At 38.8% G+C, this 18,197-nt stretch carries 20 protein-coding genes; 11 read left to right on the forward strand and 9 right to left on the reverse strand.

The annotated features are described in order from the left end of the window. Positions 1–15: 15 nt before the first annotated feature. Positions 16–384, reverse strand: coding sequence for a YtxH domain-containing protein (locus tag LCL91_RS17365; RefSeq protein ID WP_224884156.1), 369 nt, complete (start codon positions 382–384; stop codon positions 16–18). A 168-nt stretch (positions 385–552) separates the two neighbouring features. Here LCL91_RS17365 and LCL91_RS17370 point away from each other — a divergent pair, with 168 nt between their 5' ends. Together LCL91_RS17370 and LCL91_RS17375 are read left to right on the forward strand one after the other, a co-directional pair. After that, positions 553–750 (forward strand): hypothetical protein, encoded by a 198-nt coding sequence (locus LCL91_RS17370; RefSeq protein ID WP_160921423.1) that lies wholly within the window; start codon positions 553–555, stop codon positions 748–750. A gap of 122 nt (positions 751–872) precedes the next feature. Further along, positions 873–1,271, forward strand: a complete 399-nt coding sequence (locus LCL91_RS17375) for a YkvA family protein (protein WP_098446437.1) — start codon at positions 873–875, stop codon at positions 1,269–1,271. A gap of 35 nt (positions 1,272–1,306) precedes the next feature. Here LCL91_RS17375 and LCL91_RS17380 read toward each other — a convergent pair whose 3' ends face one another. Continuing rightward, complete coding sequence (locus tag LCL91_RS17380) at positions 1,307–1,825, reverse strand: tryptophan transporter (protein WP_224884158.1); 519 nt, start codon at positions 1,823–1,825, stop codon at positions 1,307–1,309. A 129-nt stretch (positions 1,826–1,954) separates the two neighbouring features. Continuing rightward, entirely contained in the window at positions 1,955–3,043 is a 1,089-nt protein-coding gene (gene serC / locus LCL91_RS17385; protein WP_224884160.1) for a 3-phosphoserine/phosphohydroxythreonine transaminase, read from the reverse strand. A gap of 196 nt (positions 3,044–3,239) precedes the next feature. On the opposite strand from serC, the gene LCL91_RS17390 reads away from it, so the two are divergent. Further along, positions 3,240–4,139, forward strand: a complete 900-nt coding sequence (locus LCL91_RS17390; protein WP_224884162.1) for a hypothetical protein — start codon at positions 3,240–3,242, stop codon at positions 4,137–4,139. Between the two features lie 28 nt (positions 4,140–4,167). Here LCL91_RS17390 and LCL91_RS17395 read toward each other — a convergent pair whose 3' ends face one another. Further along, positions 4,168–4,602 (reverse strand): HIT family protein, encoded by a 435-nt coding sequence (locus tag LCL91_RS17395; RefSeq protein ID WP_224884164.1) that lies wholly within the window; start codon positions 4,600–4,602, stop codon positions 4,168–4,170. Positions 4,603–4,920: 318 nt separating this feature from the next. On the opposite strand from LCL91_RS17395, the gene LCL91_RS17400 reads away from it, so the two are divergent. From LCL91_RS17400 to LCL91_RS17410, 3 genes are read left to right on the forward strand one after another with little or no spacing between them, the layout of a single operon-like run. Next, complete coding sequence (locus tag LCL91_RS17400) at positions 4,921–5,661, forward strand: ABC transporter ATP-binding protein (RefSeq protein ID WP_224884166.1); 741 nt, start codon at positions 4,921–4,923, stop codon at positions 5,659–5,661. Then, on the forward strand, positions 5,661–6,875 hold the full coding sequence (locus tag LCL91_RS17405) for an ABC transporter permease (protein ID WP_224884168.1): 1,215 nt from the start codon (positions 5,661–5,663) through the stop codon (positions 6,873–6,875). Before LCL91_RS17400 ends, LCL91_RS17405 begins: the two co-directional genes overlap by 1 nt. A 37-nt stretch (positions 6,876–6,912) precedes the next feature. Next, on the forward strand, positions 6,913–7,650 hold the full coding sequence (locus tag LCL91_RS17410) for an EcsC family protein (RefSeq protein WP_224884170.1): 738 nt from the start codon (positions 6,913–6,915) through the stop codon (positions 7,648–7,650). Positions 7,651–7,728: 78 nt separating this feature from the next. Here the strand turns inward: LCL91_RS17410 and LCL91_RS17415 are convergent, their stop codons facing one another. Then, positions 7,729–8,163 (reverse strand): ferritin-like domain-containing protein, encoded by a 435-nt coding sequence (locus tag LCL91_RS17415; RefSeq protein ID WP_098446445.1) that lies wholly within the window; start codon positions 8,161–8,163, stop codon positions 7,729–7,731. A gap of 182 nt (positions 8,164–8,345) precedes the next feature. On the opposite strand from LCL91_RS17415, the gene LCL91_RS17420 reads away from it, so the two are divergent. The 3 genes from LCL91_RS17420 to LCL91_RS17430 all read left to right on the forward strand — a co-directional run bounded on the left by LCL91_RS17420 (position 8,346) and on the right by LCL91_RS17430 (position 10,035). Then, a complete protein-coding gene (locus LCL91_RS17420; protein ID WP_255640077.1) occupies positions 8,346–8,861 on the forward strand; it encodes a type 1 glutamine amidotransferase domain-containing protein in 516 nt (171 codons plus the stop codon). Positions 8,862–8,878: 17 nt separating this feature from the next. After that, on the forward strand, positions 8,879–9,226 hold the full coding sequence (locus LCL91_RS17425; protein ID WP_224884171.1) for a DUF3243 domain-containing protein: 348 nt from the start codon (positions 8,879–8,881) through the stop codon (positions 9,224–9,226). 62 nt (positions 9,227–9,288) lie between these two features. After that, positions 9,289–10,035, forward strand: coding sequence for a phosphatase PAP2 family protein (locus LCL91_RS17430; RefSeq protein WP_160921409.1), 747 nt, complete (start codon positions 9,289–9,291; stop codon positions 10,033–10,035). Here LCL91_RS17430 and LCL91_RS17435 read toward each other — a convergent pair. Beyond that, positions 10,000–10,893 carry a diacylglycerol/lipid kinase family protein gene (locus LCL91_RS17435; RefSeq protein WP_224884173.1) on the reverse strand — a complete coding sequence of 298 codons (894 nt, stop codon included), beginning with the start codon at positions 10,891–10,893 and terminating at the stop codon, positions 10,000–10,002. The genes LCL91_RS17430 and LCL91_RS17435 overlap by 36 nt on opposite strands. 262 nt (positions 10,894–11,155) lie before the next feature. Here LCL91_RS17435 and LCL91_RS17440 point away from each other — a divergent pair, with 262 nt between their 5' ends. Then, entirely contained in the window at positions 11,156–13,399 is a 2,244-nt protein-coding gene (locus tag LCL91_RS17440) for a YhgE/Pip domain-containing protein (protein ID WP_224884175.1), read from the forward strand. Positions 13,400–13,435: 36 nt separating this feature from the next. Here LCL91_RS17440 and LCL91_RS17445 read toward each other — a convergent pair whose 3' ends face one another. The 3 genes from LCL91_RS17445 to LCL91_RS17455 form a co-directional block, all read right to left on the reverse strand. Beyond that, positions 13,436–14,299 carry a formate/nitrite transporter family protein gene (locus LCL91_RS17445; RefSeq protein WP_098446449.1) on the reverse strand — a complete coding sequence of 288 codons (864 nt, stop codon included), beginning with the start codon at positions 14,297–14,299 and terminating at the stop codon, positions 13,436–13,438. 182 nt (positions 14,300–14,481) lie between these two features. Beyond that, positions 14,482–15,240, reverse strand: coding sequence for a PRC-barrel domain-containing protein (locus LCL91_RS17450; RefSeq protein WP_224884177.1), 759 nt, complete (start codon positions 15,238–15,240; stop codon positions 14,482–14,484). A 60-nt stretch (positions 15,241–15,300) separates the two neighbouring features. Further along, the gene (locus LCL91_RS17455) at positions 15,301–15,810 is read right to left on the reverse strand and encodes an antibiotic biosynthesis monooxygenase family protein (protein ID WP_224884179.1); all 510 of its coding nucleotides are present in this window, start codon (positions 15,808–15,810) and stop codon (positions 15,301–15,303) included. A 160-nt stretch (positions 15,811–15,970) separates the two neighbouring features. Here LCL91_RS17455 and LCL91_RS17460 point away from each other — a divergent pair, with 160 nt between their 5' ends. Next, complete coding sequence (locus LCL91_RS17460; protein WP_224884181.1) at positions 15,971–18,124, forward strand: transglycosylase domain-containing protein; 2,154 nt, start codon at positions 15,971–15,973, stop codon at positions 18,122–18,124. Positions 18,125–18,197: the final 73 nt, after the last annotated feature.

Here is an 18,197-nt window from a genome sequence, read left to right on the forward strand (position 1 = left end):
CTGTAAAAAAACCGGCTATTTTGAAGCCGGACTGTTTACTTCATCTTTAACTGTCTCAATTGTCTTTTGCATTTCTTCTACATCTTCTTTTAATCTTGTTAAATTAGGTTGAATGTCCTGTTGATAAGAAGAAATAGAGCGCTTCAAATCAGCAGCTACTTCTTGGATCACTTCTTTTCCTTCAGAAGACAACTGTTTAACTTGAGTACTAAGCTCGTTCAAATCGCTTTTAAGCTTTGCAAACCCTTCTTTTATGTCATCGCTCTTTATTTTTGTTTCAGCGATTATTTCTTTGCCTGATTTAGGTGTTGTTAAAAGTACAGAAGCGGCTGAAACGACCCCTCCAAATATAAATCCTGTTAATAATGTCTTCGCTTTCCCCATGATGATCATCCTTTCCTATCCAAATCCTTATATAGCCACTTAAACAAATTAGTTCGCCGTCCCCTTAAAAAATCCTGCTTATTTTGTTCATTATTCTATTAGGTTATGAAAACAGCTTTTCTTACATATACCTTTAACTATACGCTAAGGGAATGGGAGGGGACGGGTGTGGCTGGATTTATCTTTTTTCTCATAGCAGCTGGTAGTTTATTATTAACCGCTATGGTTAGTCGATTGTTACTTATTAGAAAATATTCTTTTCATAATGAACAAATGATTCGGAAGCAAAAAAGTGCTTACTTGTTTGGAACTTGTGCCCTTGTTTTTCTAGTTCTAGGTATTTCGATGGCTATGCTTGTTTTCTAGTACGCTTTCTTATTTTCCCCAGCCGTTTCAAGTCGCAAACATAAAAAAATCACATAGGTGGTTAGAAAGACGCTCTTTTGAGGTATCTTATAGAGAGAAGGGTAGCAAAGGAGCGTGAAAAGATGAATCGTATGGTGAAAAGTGTTTTTAAACGAATGACAAAAAAAGCAGTTTCCGTAATGAAAGATAAAGACCGAATGCAAGAAGTGTCCATTGAATCTCTAAAAAAGGGAGCTCTCTATAAGGGTCGTAAAGGAATGGATGATATGTGGGTTGATGTGAAAACATTCTCACGACTCGTTCAAGAAGTTAGAAAAGGTCGTTATCGTGATATCTCGAAAAAATCTGTCATCATGATTGTGGGAGCACTTCTTTATTTTGTGAGTCCGATTGATGCAGTGCCAGATTTATTAGTTGGTATCGGCTTACTAGACGATGTAGCTGTAATCGGATTTGTAGCAGGGCAATTAAAGAATGAACTAGAAAAGTTTCGTGAGTGGGAAACTGGAGTGAGAATATAAAAAATCCGGCCAATTTGGCCGGATTTTTGTTACATTTAAAAAGCAAAACTAGTGCGTTTAAGAATCGATTGAACAACTGGAAAGATTAGTACCATTGCGATGGTGTTTACTGCAGCGGTTGGTAAAACGACAGTTAAAAACAATCCTGTAAATGCAGCGCCACCAGGCAGTCCGGTGAAAACAAGTGCAGCTCCAAGGAAAATAGCACCGCTAATCATTGTTCCAATGGCTGTTAGGATCCCAACAGTTACTAGCGACTGTCCAAAACGCTGAACAAGAAGATATAGTCCAAAGAATGCAAATGCTGTAACGGGCTTATCAATCATGTTTGCAAGCTGTCCACCAGGAAAGGTTGTTGTTGCAGCAGATATAACGCCTGTTGCAAGACCAAGTACAAGAACACTTTTACGCTCAGGGAATAGTAAGATTCCTAGAAACATCATCGTTAGAAGCATATCGTTTTTCATTCCTGAAATTAAACCAGGAATAATCGCGTGAAGAATTGTTCCAATACCAAGCAGTAAAGCCATTAGTACTAAATTTTTCGTTTTCATAAAAAATCTCTCCTCTTCTCAACTCATTCTCCATCATTCGATGGTATTCTCTCCAGCAGTGCGCTAGGTGCCTGCTGCGAAAGAACTAATTTTGTATATCATAACAAACGAAGGTCCTATTGAAAAGTGTTAAATATTGTGTTTGTGATGGAACGTATTCATAAAGTCACTAAGAGCGCGTACAGAGTCCAACGGAACGGCGTTATAAATGGAAGCACGACATCCGCCAACAGAACGGTGGCCTTTCAGCCCTACAAAACCTTCCTCTTCTGCTTCTTTAAGAAACAGCTCTTCAAGCTCTTTACTAGGAAGAGTAAAGGTTACGTTCATAGAGGAACGACTGTCTGCCTCGGCTGTTCCACTATAAAAACCTTTACTACCATCAATGGTGGTATAAAGTAATTTTGTTTTATCGGCGTTCATTTTCTCTATTTCTTTTAAACCACCCTTTTTCTTCGTCCATTCTAGAACGAGAGATAACATATAGATAGCGAAGGACGGGGGAGTGTTATAAAGAGATTTTTTATCAACATGAGTACGGTAATCTAACATGGTAGGGAGATTATCTGGAATTTCACTCAGTAGATCCTTTTTCAAAATGACAACTGTAACACCGGCTGGTCCTAGGTTTTTCTGGGCACCAGCATAAATAAGTCCGAATTGGTCGATCGGAAGAGAGCGACTCAAGATATCACTCGACATATCCGCAATAAACGTGGACTCTTTACGCTGAGGAAAGCTCTTCCACTGCGTTCCGTGGATTGTATTATTTGATGTCAGGTGAACATAGGCATCATTCTCCCCATATTTTAGTGCGTTTAAATCGGGTATACGTTTGAAATCCGCTTCTTTACTACTGCCCCCAATGTACGCTTCCCCGATTTTTTGGGCTTCTGTTAAGGCCTTTTGAGACCAGCTTCCAGTGAGCAAGTAGTTTGCCATATAACCTTGATGAAGAAAATTCATCGGAATCATTGAGAACTGCAGGCTCGCTCCGCCTTGAAGAAAAAGAACTTCATAATCATCTGGAATCTCAAGTAATTCTCTAAGGAGTTCATTAGCTCCATCATGAATTCTCTGATACTCTTTACTACGATGACTAAACTCCATAATTGACATGCCTTGCTGCTGATAATTAAGAAGCTCTGATTGAGCATGACTAAGCACATCTTGCGGTAAAGCAGACGGACCAGCATTAAAATTATAACGACGCTCCACGATTCGACACTCCTTTAGCAATGTAATGCGATGCTTCAATTAAACTTGTATTCATCCTATCATTAAAAGAATCAGCGTAGCTATGTTTTTTCTAATCTTTTCGAATATTTCGTTCGATTGAAGCAGAAGCATTTGCTCTCTGCTTGTGTTTTGCTATTCTATATAGAAGTGAATGTTAAGAAAGTGGTGTTATGCAATGTATCGCGAAAACAAACCAACTCATATCGGACCATACGATCATCCAGATATTTACCCTGGGCCACGACCAGCTTCGTCTTTTCTGTACCATAATGGAAAAGCCCATCGAATTGATGAAAGCGAACACGTACCCGTTGAAAAACAAATTGTTCATTATGCTAGAGGAGAGGATGTTTCAGGATCATTAGCTTTTTCTAGTTCTGAACAATTCACAGTAGAGGAGCTTCTATTATCAGAAGGTTTATCTCCAATAGAAGAGCGAATACCCCTCCTAGCTTATGGATCAAATGTTTGTCTCGCTCAACTTCGGTATAAATTTAGTCTTAATCCTGATTTAAGTGACTTTATTCTATATTATCGAGCAGAATTAAAGGATACGGACGTAGTGGCGGGGGCTTTTCTTGCGCCATATGGTGCGCTCCCTGCTGTTATTGCCCCTGTTCCTGGAGCAAAGACAGAAGTTTGGGTAACGTTTGTTGATCGTGAACAGCTCGAGCTTTTAAATAGGACAGAAGGTGGGTATGTGCTACGAGAACATCTTCACGGAAAGTTAACGCTGAAAACAGGCGAACAATTTGAGCGAGTATATGCTTATTACTATCCACATGCTTTTTTGAGAGAAGGCTCTTATGTTCGATTTAGAGATATTCCGGGAGAATCTGAATTGCCTTCTATGTGGCAAGCAGATTTATTAAACGAATTGAAAGCAATGCTTGGTTACGGGGGTCATCGTGAAGAGTTCATACATGAATTAAGGTGGAATCCTGATTTACGTACTAAATTATCTACAATGTTAAATGGAATGGAACATACATTTGAACATCCTGATTGGGGAATACCAAATGGTTTTTATACGTTAAATGAAATGACTCGTTCCCAAATTAAAAAGAGACCGTAGCGGTCTCTTTTCAAGTGGTGAGAAAGGTTTATTGAGATAAATGTGAACGAATCCCTTCAGCTAGGCGCTGCAACTTCTCTGCATCGTACTCATCTTCATGTGTCTTCCAAACAGCTCCAAACCCGTCTCCTTTTCCGTAGCGTGGAATCAGGTGGAGATGGTAATGGAAGACAGATTGTCCTGCAATGGCTTCATTGTTATTAAGAATATTCATCCCTTCAGGGGTAAAGTTGGCTTTTAAAGCATTTGCAATCTCAGGAACCGCTTCAAAGAGCTTCGAGGCCGTTTCAGCCTCAAGTTCGTAGATGTTTTGTTTATGCTTTTTGGGAATAACGAGGGTGTGACCTTCTGTTACCTGGGTGAGGTCAAGAAAAGCCAATACATCATCATTTTCGTAAACTTTGGCAGAAGGGATATCCCCATTAATAATTTTGCAGAAGATACAATCTGGTGAATGACTCATGAGTATCATCCTTTCAATCTTTTTACTAATCGTACCATAATTTTCTTATTTGATGCGATTGACTCTAATAAAAAAAGGCTCTGCCGGGGGTGCAGAGCCAAGAGTGTAACTTGATTAAGGGAAGACGTCACACTCTTTAAAAGGATGCTCCTAAAAGAGGAATTCTATTCAAGGTCCTTGTTTTTTCGACTCTTCTAGCATCTCTTCTATGAAAAAGGTAAGATGTGGATAGTGAAAGAAAAACAATGACTTCGGTCTATCACTCCCTAAATAAAAGTTTGTTAAAATAAAAGCAAATGATGAAATGAGAGGAACGCTATGAATAATTCAATTTTAGAAGTCAGTCATCTTACTGGTGGGTATCAGGCAAATAAGCCTGTCCTTCACGATGTGTCTCTACATGTAAACTCAAATGAAATTGTTGGATTGATCGGACTTAACGGTGCTGGAAAAAGCACAACAATTAAGCATATTCTCGGATTACTTGATCCAATGAATGGCGAAATCAAAGTAGGAGGGACTACTTTTGCTGATAATAAAGATGGATATCGCAAACAATTTTCCTACATACCCGAAACACCTCTATTATATGATGAATTAACGCTTTGGGAGCATTTGCAGTTAACGGCATTGGCTTATGAACTTGGTGAAGAATGGGAAGAAAGAGCTGAAGTACTTTTGCAGGAATTTCGTATGACGAATATGAAAAAATGGTTTCCAGGGCATTTTTCTAAAGGAATGAGACAAAAGGTTATGATTATGTGCGCCTTTCTAGTGAAGCCATCTCTGTATATCGTCGACGAGCCATTTGTTGGTTTAGACCCCATCGGTATTCAATCATTTCTTGATATGATGCTTGAAATGAAAGATAAAGGGGCTGGAGTACTAATGTCCACCCATATTCTTTCAACGGCTGAAAGATACTGCGATCGTTTTATTATTTTGCATGATGGACAAATTGTTATGGCAGGAACAATGACAGAATTACGAAACCAAATCGGTAATAGCGCTGCAACGCTTGATGACATTTATATCGAAGCGACCAGGAGTGGAAAATGATGCAGCTACAGACCTTATGGAAAGAAAGGGCAGGAGCCTTCTGGAACATTGCGATGCGGTATTTCAGGCTAATTGGAAACAGCAGCTTTTTGTTCACTCTTGTTCTGTCTCTCATTTTTGGAGCGTATTATTACAGTGAAATTCTAAAAGTGCTACCTGAATCCTTTCCAGGTGTGGCCGTTATTACCATCGTTGCGGCTATTGTACTTGTTCGTACACCACTTCGTTTCTTTTTATCCGAAGCAGATCTTGTCTTTATGCTACCTGCTGAGAATCGATTGCAAGGTTATTTTCGTCAATCACTTATATATAGCTTTGCTCTACAAGTATTCACAACAGTAGTCGTGATGACGATCCTTGCACCACTCTATCAGCATGAAATGGCTGCTGGAACTGGATATTATGTTTTTGTGATTTGTGTACTAATTGTATTAAAAGGCGCGAATGTTCTTATGAAATGGATGGAGCTACATCTGCCAGCTCACCATTCGACGATTGTTTATATCCTGGTAAGACTTGCTGTAACGATTATATTCACATACTTATTGCTCATACAGGCGCAATGGTTCTATGTCGCTCTATCTGCCGTACTATTCGTCGTCACTTTCTTTTTGATGTTTCTCCCTCTGCAACGGAAATATGCGATCAAATGGGAGAAGTTGCTTGCAATGGATGAAAAGCAAAGTATGAAATTCTATCGTACGGCTAACTTATTTACAGATGTTCCTAAATTGAAGCAATCAGTTAAACAAAGACGATTGTTAAGTAGCCTGGGTGAGAAGCTATTACCATCTGATTCTGTCTATGCTACTCTTTATCAAAAAGCTTTTATTCGGAGTAACGAGTATTTTGGCATTTATTTTAGATTGTGGCTTCTAGGTCTTGCAGTAGTTGCTTTTGTGCCCGGTTTAATTGGGAAAGTGATTGGTACTGCGCTGATTATATATCTGACAGCCACTCAGTTACGCACGCTTTATCCTCATTATCAAGCACATGTCATGGTAAAGCTTTATCCAGTATCAGATTATGAACAAGGTAAAGCGTTTCGCCTTATGCTGCTTCGCTTATTGGGTGCACAAGCAGTAACATTTGCAGCTCTTTCTTTTCTTCTATCTTTTGATGTGATCGTATTTCTATCTGTGTTTTTAGCAGGAAGTGTAGCCGTTGCTGTTGCAACATCTCGCGCTGAAGTAGTTAGAAGGTCGGTCTCTTAAATCGTTAGGAATGAATAAGCAAAGGGTGTTTAGTTGCATGGAATATCGAAGCGAAATATCGGAAGAACTTGAGGCGTGGGAGCGAAAAATAACGAGGAAATCCTCTATGGTTTCACGAGCAGCCAAAAGAATACAAAATCGAATCAATGGCATTATACCAGAACGTCTTCATTCAATTGTGACAAATAGTATAAAGACGATGGTGCAAGGGGTACTCGTTGGAAGTACGTATACGGTACATCCACCAAAAAAAAATTTATCCCTCCAAGTGAGAGATCAACAGGCGAAAGAATTGATACGTAAATACAAACGAATTGCTGCTACTGAAGGTGCTGGTACAGGAGCGGGAGGAATCCTATTAGGTTTAGCTGATTTCCCGTTGCTTTTATCGATTAAAATGAAGCTACTCTTTGACCTCGCTAGCACTTATGGATATGATGCTAAAAAAATAGAAGAAAGGGTTTTTATTCTAACTATTTTTCAGCTTGCTTTTTCATCTGATGATACTAGAAGAAATAGTTATCGGAAGATTTCTAGTTGGGATGAGAGGCTTAGCCCAATAGACGTTCTGAAAAGGTACGAAGAGCATGATTGGAAAACTTTTCAACTTGAGTATCGAGATTATATTGATCTCCCTAAATTACTTCAAATGATACCCGGCGTAGGGGCAATTGTGGGAGCTTACGTGAATTATCACTTTCTTGATTGGCTAGGTGAAAATGCAATCAATGCTTATCGAACACGGATGATGAAAGAAGAAAACCAAACAACATAAAGAAAAGAGCCAGCTGGAGTTATCCATGCTGGCTCTTTTTCTATGTTTAACCTTATTGATGATAGATAAGGATGTGGTTTATTCGAACCGTGCGTCGCTAAGAATGCGATCCATTTCTTCCATGTGATGTGTTTCGTCCGCAATCATATCGTCTAGCTTTACAACAAGCTCAGTAAAACCAAGTTCTTCAGCTTGTTTTTTACGCTTTTCATATCGATCAATGGTATCCTTCTCAGCTGTGCGAGCTTCAATAAGCATTTCTTTTACATCGGTAAGCTGCTTTACTTCAGCTGGAGCTGTAGTTGGAGTACCGCCTAGTACTTTAATCTTTTCTGCAAGGTAAAGGGCATGGCCCTGTTCATCTGCAATTTCACTTTCAAAAAACGGCTTCAATGTTTGACGATATAAGCCAGATACAACTGCTGCATTGTAAGTGTACATAATACTTGCAGCGTATTCGTTAGCAAGGTCTACATTTAGTCCATCGATGAGTTCTTGTTTTTTGTCTGCCATTTTAAACATCCTTTCTAAATCTTTTCTGTTTTGGTTCCATATTAATTTTACCCTTACCTTCGCGTGATAAAACATAAAGTCAAGAATATTTAGGGAGAATAGAATTGATGTTTGAGGGATGTTAGGAGGGGTAATAGTCACTATATCAATGACACTATTTCATTTACCTAGGAGGGTTTATCTTGAGTAAGATTGCCGTATTAATGACAGATATGTTTGAGGATGTAGAATATACAAAACCCGCAGAGCAGTTTAACAATGCTGGTCATGCCTTAACAGTTATTAGTTCAAAAGCAGGTCAGGAATTAACGGGAAAACAAGGCGAGGCTAAAGTGACAGCTGATAAGGGAATTGATGATGTGGCACCTGAAGAATTTGACGTTCTCTTTATTCCTGGGGGAGTTTCTCCAGATGAACTACGTGCAGATGACCGATTTGTTGCATTCACGAAAAAAATGATGTTCATGAATAAGAAAACGCTCGTTATTTGTCATGGGCCACAGCTACTCATTTCAGCAGAAGTTTTAAATGGAAGAAACATTACTGGGTTCAAGTCCATTCAAACGGATTTAAAATATGCTGGAGCGAACGTATTTGATGAAGAGGTTGTCGTTTGTGGAGGTAATCTTGTGAGTAGTCGAAACCCTGACGATATTCCAGCGTTTATCGAAAAATCGTTATCAGTGATGGATAGCTGATTAAAGGAGTGAAAGCAATGACTGAGAAAAATCATTTAGTTAATAAAGAAAGTGAGCTTAACGTAAATAAAGTCGATGATACGTTAGATCGAATGAGTGACGAGCGTATGGATGATATCCTTACTAATTTCGAACAATTTAAATCTTATCTTGCTACAAGAGTGGAGCTGGGAGAAAAGCTAGGCCTTAGTGAAGAGAGATTGGCCCAGGCAGCAGAAAAAGTAGCAGGTTACTTAGCCGCGAAGGAAGAGCCTAAGAATAGAGAAGAGAAACTTCTTCAGGAACTTTGGCTAGTTGGCAATAAAGAACAGCGTCACGAATTGGCTCATCTTCTCGTTCGAATGGTATTGAATAAAGAAAACTAAGAAAAAGCCGCTGCTGGTTCAGCGGCTTTTTTTAAAAGTCTAAATAAGAAAGGCGTAAGAGTATGAACAAAAATGAGTTTTTTAGTACGCTTTCTGGAGCGTTAAAACAAAAAAAGGTTTGGTTACCTCTTCTCCTAAATGCATTTGGCCTATTAGTTGCTATATTAGCAATCATGTTATTTTCAGAGTTAGCGGAAGAAATACTTGAAAAAGAAACCCTTCAATTTGACCAATCGATCATATCAGCAATCGACCCTATTAGATCTGATGGATTGTTGAACGTAATTGAGATCATTACGGAATTAGGATCAGTCTGGTGGATCACAGTTGTTTCCATTGCAACAGTAGCGATACTGTGGTTTAAGAAACGTGATGGGTGGAGTATACTCTTTTTTATCATTGCTCAGGCAGCAGGAGGACTTTTAACGAAAGTGTTAAAACATTTCTTTGCACGATCAAGACCTTCTGTGGATGCTGCTTACGATGCGGTTGGGTATAGTTTTCCAAGCGGTCACGCAATGGGATCTTTTTTACTTTATGGATTTATCGGATATTTAATTGTAAGAAGCCAGAGAGGAAGGACAACTAAATGGATAAGTGGTTTACTTGTCCTACTATTTATTCTAATGATTGGATTTAGCCGAATCTATTTAGGGGTTCATTATCCAAGTGATGTACTAGCAGGCTATGCAGCCGGTACCCTCTGGCTATCTGTTTGTATCTTCTCATTGGAGTGGGTTCTTTGGATGAAACGTTCCTCTTTCAGTTTAGGATCAGTTCGGAAAGTTTTTTCCAGTAAGAACAGTTAAGTATTTTGGTAGAACTTCGAGTGTGGACGGGGTCGTATAATAACGTTCTCCGTCGCAGTCGATTGTTTGTTCTGGACTGGCTGTTATCCTTAAGTTCTTTGCTTTGAAATGAAGTATATCTTCGTTAAATCGAGATTGTTTGAACACTTTAGATTGAAAAATTGACCAGAAAGTAGGAAGTGATGTCTCTTTAATAATTAATACATCGAATTCTCCATCTTGCAGGTTGTTTTCAGGGAAGAACGCTTGAATTCCTCCTGTAAAAGGGCCGTTCCCCACAATCATCATCACTGCTTCGCCTTCGAAATTCGTGTCCTCGGCTTCTACTTTAAGGTGAAAAGGTTCTGGATTATTAATAGTTTGTGCTGTACTAATGTAATAGGAAAGCCTTCCAAAAACTTCTTTCGTATCAGGATTTATGTTCTCGGATGTTTGCGTGATTAATCCAATCCCCCAGAAATTCAAGAAATATTCGTCATTAGATCGTCCAACATCAATTAGGGAACGGTTATCTTCTAAAAGCTGTTCGACAGCTTGTATCGGATTTTGATTAATCCCTATCGCTCGAGAGAAGTCATTACAAGTTCCACCAGGAATCACACCGAAAATAGGGCGATTCTCCCTCTTACAAATCGCATTTGCTAGTTCATAGATGGTACCATCTCCACCAGCACCGATAAGAATGTCGACATCATCCGCCAATTCCTCTACTAATTCAGCACCGTGCCCTTCATGTTCTGTCTTGTGAAGAGAAACGTGTTCATATTTTTCTTGAAGTCGTTCTTGTATCAGTTCAATTTGATTGACCATTTTAACATTTCCAGCTTTGGGATTTAAAATAATTGCTACACGTGTCACACTAATGTCTCCTTTCGCATAATCTCTTTTTCTTATTCCCTTATGCGTTAGCACCTACACTCAAATAGAGAGATTAAAATAGTAAATTGAACCTAAAAGATTTGTGAGACAGGGTGAAGATACACTTTTCGTAGGAAATTTAACTTAAATGTGAGTTATATGTGGTTGTATGATGGTCATACTCATGACTCATGACAATTTTATTAATTGGGAATTATACTATTAGAGGTAGTTACATATTTTCTAAAGTAGGAGCTTAAATATGAAGAACATCATAAGAATTTTTTTGAAAGATTGGAGAAGTATCGGAACAAACTGGGTAGCAGCTGTATTATTAGGAGGTCTCATTATTCTTCCCTCTCTATACGCCTGGTTTAATATTGGTGCTTCATGGGATCCCTATAGCCAAACCGATCAGCTGCCTGTTGGAATCGTCAATGAAGATAAAGGAGCTACCATTCGAGATAAGGATATTGATGCTGGTGAAGAGCTGATGGAAGAATTAAAGAAAAATGATCGTATGGAATGGCATTTTTCAAATCGAGAAAAGGCAATGGAAAACCTTAAATACGGCGATTATTTTGCAGTGATCGTTATTCCTAATGATTTTTCCGAAAAACTTGGGACGGTTATCAATGATAAGCCGGAGAAAGCAGAAGTTGAGTATTACGTAAATGAAAAGGTAAATGCTATTGCTCCTAAAATCACAGAAAAAGGAGCAAGTGTCATTGTTGACCAAATTACGAGCAACTTTGTTTCTGTAGTAAATGGGACAATTTTTGATTTATTTAATGAGTTAGGCGTAGAATTTGAAAAAGATCTTTCTGATATACAGCAGTTTGAAGAGTATGTATTCAAACTTGAGGAAAATCTTCCGGAAATAAACCGTTTAGTTTCAGATGCGATGTCTGATTCAAAAGATGCAGAGAAAGTGATTAATCAAGTTCAAGCGCTTCTTCCTGAAGCAGAACAAATAACAAGTGAAGGGTTGAACACGATTGATGACACCACTCAGTTTCTGAATGAAGCGGAAGGAAGATTGAATGAACTGGCACCTCAGGTTAAAGAAGATTTAACGAAGGCCCAACAAACGGCAGAAGATGTGAATGAGTTTTTAACGAATTTAAAATCACCAGACATTGATCTTTCTTCAGTTGAGAAGATAAGAGGACAAATGAATCAACAAATTGATGACTCTGTTCAACGGATTAATAATGTACAAGGTGTTTTAGAACAGGTGAGGAGCGAAAGTAATACAAACGCGGAAGAGCAGGGAACGACAGAAGCAGAACCAGAACCAGAACCAGAACCAGAACCAGAACCAGAACCAGCTGGACTGAACCAGGATCAAAAAGAAGCAATCGATGGAGCAATGACAGATCTTGATCAAATTAAAGCCCAGCTACAAATGATTAAAGGTGACACTGAAAAGATCGACGTCGAATTAGCTGACAAACAAAAAGAAGTAGATAATCTACTCTCATCGCTTCAAGAAAAATCAGGTGACACGGCTAATAAAATCGACTCATTTCTAAAAGAGTACAACGAAAACATTGAACCAAAAGTACTCTCAGAAATAGCGAGCGCAAAGAACACATTGTCAAATGCTCGCTCAACATTGAAAGAGGCGCAAACAACGATTCCTGAAGTTGAACGAATTCTCACTAGTACAGAAGAGAATATAGGAGAAGGTCAAGACATTTTAGCCTATATGCTTAATGAATATCCTTATGTAAATGACAAAGTAAACCAACTGGCCGATCGTATTCGGGAGATTCAGGGAGAGACCGATATCAATGATATTATTGAACTTCTAAAGAACGATCCGATGGCCGAACAAAGTTTTTTTGAAGAACCTATTGTATTAAGTAAAAATTCGCTATTTCCAATCCAAAATTACGGAACAGGTATGACACCTTTCTATACAGTTCTTTCTTTATGGGTTGGAGCTTTACTATTAGTGTCATTATTAACAACGGAAGTATCTGGACTTGAAGAAGTTTCAAATCGCCAGGTGTATTTTGGGAAACTGCTCACTTTTATTAGCGTAGGATTTCTCCAAACAGTCGTTGTTACATTAGGGGACCTCTTTATCCTTCAAGTTGATATTGTGCACCCTATCCTATTTGTTCTTTTTGGACTAGCCACTAGCTTTGTTTTCATGTTAATGGTTTATACGCTCGTTTCTATATTTGGTGATGTTGGGAAGGCAATGGCTATTGTCTTTCTTGTTCTCCAAATTGCAGGTTCTGGCGGAACGTATCCAGTCGCGTTATTACCAGAATTCTTTCAGAAAATCCATCCATTCTTACCGTTTTCTTACGCGGTCGATTTGATGAGAGAAGCAGTAGGAGGAATTGTTTGGGCGCGCGTAAAAGAAGATTTATTCTTTCTGGGAGTGTTTGCGATTGTTTTTCTTCTGTTAGGAGCATTTCTTAAAGAGCCCTTAAATAAAAAGACCAATCAGCTGATGAAAAAATCTAGAAAGTCCGGTCTCTTTCATTAAAATAAGGCAGCATGTCCATTGACATGCTGCCTTATTTTATTCTGCTTCTTCTTTTGGCAGTCGTTCTTCATTGATTTCTTCTTTAAAAGCATAGGTGAACGTTAAAGCTACGAGAACACCACCACCGATTAAGTTACCGATACTCGCGGGTACCAGGTTGAAGAATAGAAATTCAATCCAGGAGTATTCGGATCCATGGATAAAGGAGGTACTAAAATAACCCATATTTGCGACACTATGCTGGAAATTTCCCGCTACGAAAATAATGACAGGGAGTGTGGTTGCAAGTACTTTACCAGTTAAATCACGAGCGGCAGTGGCGAGAAATGCAGCCATTCCAATTAACCAGTTTGCGATAATTCCTGAGAGCAGAATTTGGAACCAGCCTAACGTTCCATCAGATAAGAATTTCATTTTATGTTCGGTATACGTCGTTAATTCTGAATAAAATTCAGGGGTTAAGGAGCCGGAGGCAACCACAAGCGTCCCCACTAGTAAAGCACCAATTAAGTTACCGAAGTAACAAACGACCCAGAACTTTAATATGTTTTTCGGAATCCAAAACTTCCTTTGAAGAATATAGGTGGGAAGGAGGACATTTACTTCTGTAAACAAAATAGCTCCTGAAATAAAAACAATGGCATACCCGGTTACAAAGCCGATGCCTGATAGAAGTTTACTAACACCTTCTGTTTCTACCCCCATCGCGATAAGGACAGAAAAAATAGCACCAAATGTTACGAATGCTCCCGCTAAGATGGATAGTATAAACTGTCTGTTAAGGGGACGATCGCTATGAGATTCCCCTTTAGCAATAAATGTTTCTACGATTTGTGCGGGAAAATAAAATTGTCTTTCAGGATATTTTACTTCTTTGTGTTTCTTACTTGGATTTGCCACAAAAACGCTCCTATCTTTTCTCTTTTACAACAAATACCCTTTTTATTAGGAAATATAAACCAACAGATTTGTGACAGGCGAATTTGTTGAAAACTCGTGTCGGTTGTCCACTATTAAGATTCCCTGGGAAATGATCTCGGAATATGTCAAAATAAGCGAGATGGAAGACCACCTCGCCTTGGTTAAAATTTCCAGTATCCAGTTTTTCCATAATGGGTATGAAGATCTTCTTCAAATTGACGTGTGATCGGTTCGTTTAATCGATATTCTGGAGCTTGATCAATGTCTTCTTTAGTAACATCTACAATAACCGTGCGGTCCTGCCAGTTAATATCATGGATCCATTTGGTTGAGAGTAGAACTTCTTTACCTGAAAACCAGTTTTTTGTATCAACGATAAAATAACGAAGCTGCCAAGTTTCTTCGTCAAAGATAAAATCTTTCACATGACCAATCTCACCATCCGTAGCTTGGATGTGATAGCCGGCTACTTCTTTCGTACTACGTAGATGGTTTTCCTCGTCTTCATTGGAACTGCGTAGTGATGAATTTGCATCAGGTAAATCGTCTGCCATAAATGGTCTAGGATACATGCCGTTTCCCCAAGCACCAGTACCTACCCAATAATAGGGCCAGCTAAAATGGCGATTTACGTCCATTTCATGTTTTCGAGAAATAGGTTGGTTTGTATCGATATCAGGGCTTTCACTTACCTCTTGAGAAGTAAGTGATACGGAGAATGATTCAGTCTCATGGTTCGTATGTTCGATAGAAATAGGAGAAATCAGCACCTTACGACCTGGTAACCATTTATGTGTGTCAATGACGAGATAGCGGATCGCCCAGTGTTCATCATCGAAATAAAGTTCCTTTAAGATACCTTTCTCTCCATCTTTTGTATCGATTGCATATTTATAGACTTCATTTTCGCTTACTAGCATAAGGCTCACTCCTCTACCATAAATCCGTTTTAATGAAGCGTTACCCAGATCTATTTGTGATTAAACAGATTCTGGTTTTTCTATTTGATAGGTTTTTAGATAAGGTTTACCTGAGAAAATCGTTTTAGGAAGACCTTTACTTGTATGACGGTTTTTATGAGCTGTTTCATAAGCTTCAGATGTTTGCCAGCTTTTGAAAGATGACTCACTATCCCAGAATGTTGCTACTACATAAGTGTCATTAGCCACAGGACGTAAGATTCGAATTCCCTCACAGCCCGGTTCATTCTCAACCTTGCCTGCTCTGTTTTTAAAACGATCTTCAAATACAGCGCGTTCACTCTCTTCGACAGGGATATGATTTAACACAACAAATCCAGGGTTTTCTACATCACCTTTACTGTCAATAACTTCATATTTTTTTGCGTTCTTAAAAAAAGTAGTGCCATTTGTTTCGTGATACAATGCAGCACCATCTGGATTAGTGAAGAGGAAAATATTCTGATCCTCGTGTTTTTCTTTTAGTTTCAATAGATAATCGTATGTTCCATATGTAACGTAACTATTCATCATACCCATCCTTTCAATTAAATGATCAGGGAGATTCGCCTGATACTTTACCCTTATTTGGCAAAAACTAAACAGAATCGTCATTGTCTATAGTACAAAATTTGCACTATTTCATGTAAGCTTAGCTGTAATTAATTGATTAAAGGGAGTGCCATATAGTATGAAAAAAATCGGCATATGCTTAATTGCAACTCTCGCCGTGTTCCTGATTGGTTTATTAGGATACTTAGGGATATTATTAGCAGGAAACTATGTTATTGACGAAAAAAAGCTTGTAATGAATTCTGCAACCGAACTCGTCGATGAGGATGGTAATCTTATAACGAAACTTTATTTTGAAAACCGTGAACCTATTTCAATAGATGACATCCCTGATCATGTGCAAGAAGCATTTGTCGCAACAGAAGACAGTCGCTTCTATGAACATCATGGTTTGGATGTGAAAGCAATAGGAAGAGCGCTCTATCGTGACATTTTAGCAGGGGGGAAAGTGGAAGGAGGAAGTACGATCACACAGCAACTCGCTAAGAATGTCTTTCTAACGAATGATAAGTCGTGGCTTAGAAAAACAAAAGAAGCCGTTATTGCCATTAATCTCGAACGGAGTTATAGCAAAGAAAAAATTTTAGAAATGTACTTGAATCAAATTTATTTCGGTCATGGGGCCTATGGTATTCAATCTGCTTCTACAATTTTTTTTAATAAATCTGCTTCAGAGTTAAGCGTAGAGGAGGGGGCCATGCTTGCGGGTCTCCCGAAAGCACCGTCTAATTATTCGCCTATTAATCATCCAGAGGAAAGTAAAGATCGACGTGACCTTGTTTTAACTTTGATGGAAAAACATGATTATTTAACACCAGAAGAAGCAGTTCGCCTACAGGGGAAAACGCTTGCTCTTGATATTGCTGAGGTTACGAAAGAACCGGCATATCTTACGTATATTGATATGACACTTCAAGAAGCTAAGACACGATATAATTTATCGAACGAAGAGGTGCTGAGGGGTGGTTATCAAATCGTTGTACCATTAAATCCTTCATTGCAGAAAGCCGCATATGAACAGTTTCAAAATGATTCTCTATTTCCAGGAAGTGACGCAGAAACCCCACCACAAGGAGGGTTTTCCATGATGAATGCAGCAAGCGGAGGTGTCGTGGCGGTTCAGGGAGGTCGTGATTACGTTCAGAAAGGATTTAATCACGTTACAGCAAAAAGACAACCTGGTTCTGCTCTAAAACCATTAGCGGTTTATGCTCCAGCGCTCGAGAAAAAAGAGTATAGTCCCTATACGTTACTTAAAGATGAGAAGATTGATTACGATGGTTACTCACCATCCAACTATAATAATCAATACAAAGGCAAACTTTCACTTTATGATGCTGTAAGAGTCTCGGCGAATGCCCCTGCTGTTTGGCTTCTAAATGAAATTGGTATTCCGTATTCCAAATCTTATCTTGAGAAAAGTGGACTTTCGATTGAAGATAGTGACCTGAAAATCGCACTTGGCGGGATTGATAAGGGCGTATCACCATTTGAAATGATGGCAGCTTATCGACCGTTTATTGAAGGTGGGAAGCAGATTAAGCCATTCTTTATTAGTAAACTATACAATAATGAAGGCAAGCTTGTGGGAGAAGCCAATCAAACTGAAGAAAAAGTTTATACAAAGCAAACGGCATGGTATATGACTAGGATTCTTGAGGGCGTTGTAAAAAATGGAACTGCTACAAGTGGTAAGTCGGAGGTGGCCGTTGCAGGTAAAACAGGAACCACTTCTTATGAAGGAGTATCAGGAGGCTCTCGCGATGCCTGGTTTGTTGGATTCACTCCTGAATACGTTGGTGCTGTTTGGATGGGGTACGATAGAACCACAGATTCACACTATTTATCTGGTGGAAGTGAATATCCTGTTCAACTGTTTAAAGAAGTTGTTAATGCCTCTTCGAATGAAAATAGTCAGAAGGAGTTTAAGAAACCTTCAGGTGTGAAAGATATGGAGAAACCAATCTCTCTTCCGACTATTAATGATGTTAAAGCTGAGTTTGATTTTCTATATGGTCTACCAGCAGTCAAACTAAAGTGGACCGCTTCATCAGATGAGCGTGTTGTTTATCACATTTATGAAATAAAAGATGGAGAGCGAGAGCAAATCGCTGAAGTAGATGGAACGGGAGAGTATACTAGAAATTCGATTTCTTTCTTTGGATCTGTATCATATGAAGTTGTACCATTTAATCCGTTAACAGATCAAGAAGGTGAAGTCTCTAATGAAGCTTCGGTTAGCTTATTTGATAGGTTTAAAAATAGTGAATAAAAGAAATAGAAAAACAAACGCAAGAAAGAAAAACAGAAAATGAGTGAGGGAATTCACTTTTTTACTAAAGGAA

This window comes from Guptibacillus hwajinpoensis (genome assembly GCF_020171785.1).
Lineage (GTDB): Bacteria > Bacillota > Bacilli > Bacillales > Guptibacillaceae > Guptibacillus > Guptibacillus sedimenti.

Excerpts from the sequence above, each read along its gene's own strand:
- LCL91_RS17440 (WP_224884175.1), top strand. The coding sequence starts at position 11,156 with ATGAAGAACATCATAAGAATTTTTTTGAAAGATTGGAGAAGTATCGGA.
- LCL91_RS17380 (WP_224884158.1), bottom strand. The coding sequence starts at position 1,825 with ATGAAAACGAAAAATTTAGTACTAATGGCTTTACTGCTTGGTATTGGA.
- LCL91_RS17400 (WP_224884166.1), top strand. The coding sequence starts at position 4,921 with ATGAATAATTCAATTTTAGAAGTCAGTCATCTTACTGGTGGGTATCAG.
- LCL91_RS17460 (WP_224884181.1), top strand. The coding sequence starts at position 15,971 with ATGAAAAAAATCGGCATATGCTTAATTGCAACTCTCGCCGTGTTCCTG.
- LCL91_RS17375 (WP_098446437.1), top strand. The coding sequence starts at position 873 with ATGAATCGTATGGTGAAAAGTGTTTTTAAACGAATGACAAAAAAAGCA.
- LCL91_RS17390 (WP_224884162.1), top strand. The coding sequence starts at position 3,240 with ATGTATCGCGAAAACAAACCAACTCATATCGGACCATACGATCATCCA.
- LCL91_RS17405 (WP_224884168.1), top strand. The coding sequence starts at position 5,661 with ATGCAGCTACAGACCTTATGGAAAGAAAGGGCAGGAGCCTTCTGGAAC.
- LCL91_RS17450 (WP_224884177.1), bottom strand. The coding sequence starts at position 15,240 with ATGCTAGTAAGCGAAAATGAAGTCTATAAATATGCAATCGATACAAAA.
- LCL91_RS17455 (WP_224884179.1), bottom strand. The coding sequence starts at position 15,810 with ATGAATAGTTACGTTACATATGGAACATACGATTATCTATTGAAACTA.
- LCL91_RS17425 (WP_224884171.1), top strand. The coding sequence starts at position 8,879 with ATGACTGAGAAAAATCATTTAGTTAATAAAGAAAGTGAGCTTAACGTA.
- LCL91_RS17430 (WP_160921409.1), top strand. The coding sequence starts at position 9,289 with ATGAACAAAAATGAGTTTTTTAGTACGCTTTCTGGAGCGTTAAAACAA.
- LCL91_RS17365 (WP_224884156.1), bottom strand. The coding sequence starts at position 384 with ATGGGGAAAGCGAAGACATTATTAACAGGATTTATATTTGGAGGGGTC.
- LCL91_RS17415 (WP_098446445.1), bottom strand. The coding sequence starts at position 8,163 with ATGGCAGACAAAAAACAAGAACTCATCGATGGACTAAATGTAGACCTT.
- LCL91_RS17395 (WP_224884164.1), bottom strand. The coding sequence starts at position 4,602 with ATGAGTCATTCACCAGATTGTATCTTCTGCAAAATTATTAATGGGGAT.
- LCL91_RS17410 (WP_224884170.1), top strand. The coding sequence starts at position 6,913 with ATGGAATATCGAAGCGAAATATCGGAAGAACTTGAGGCGTGGGAGCGA.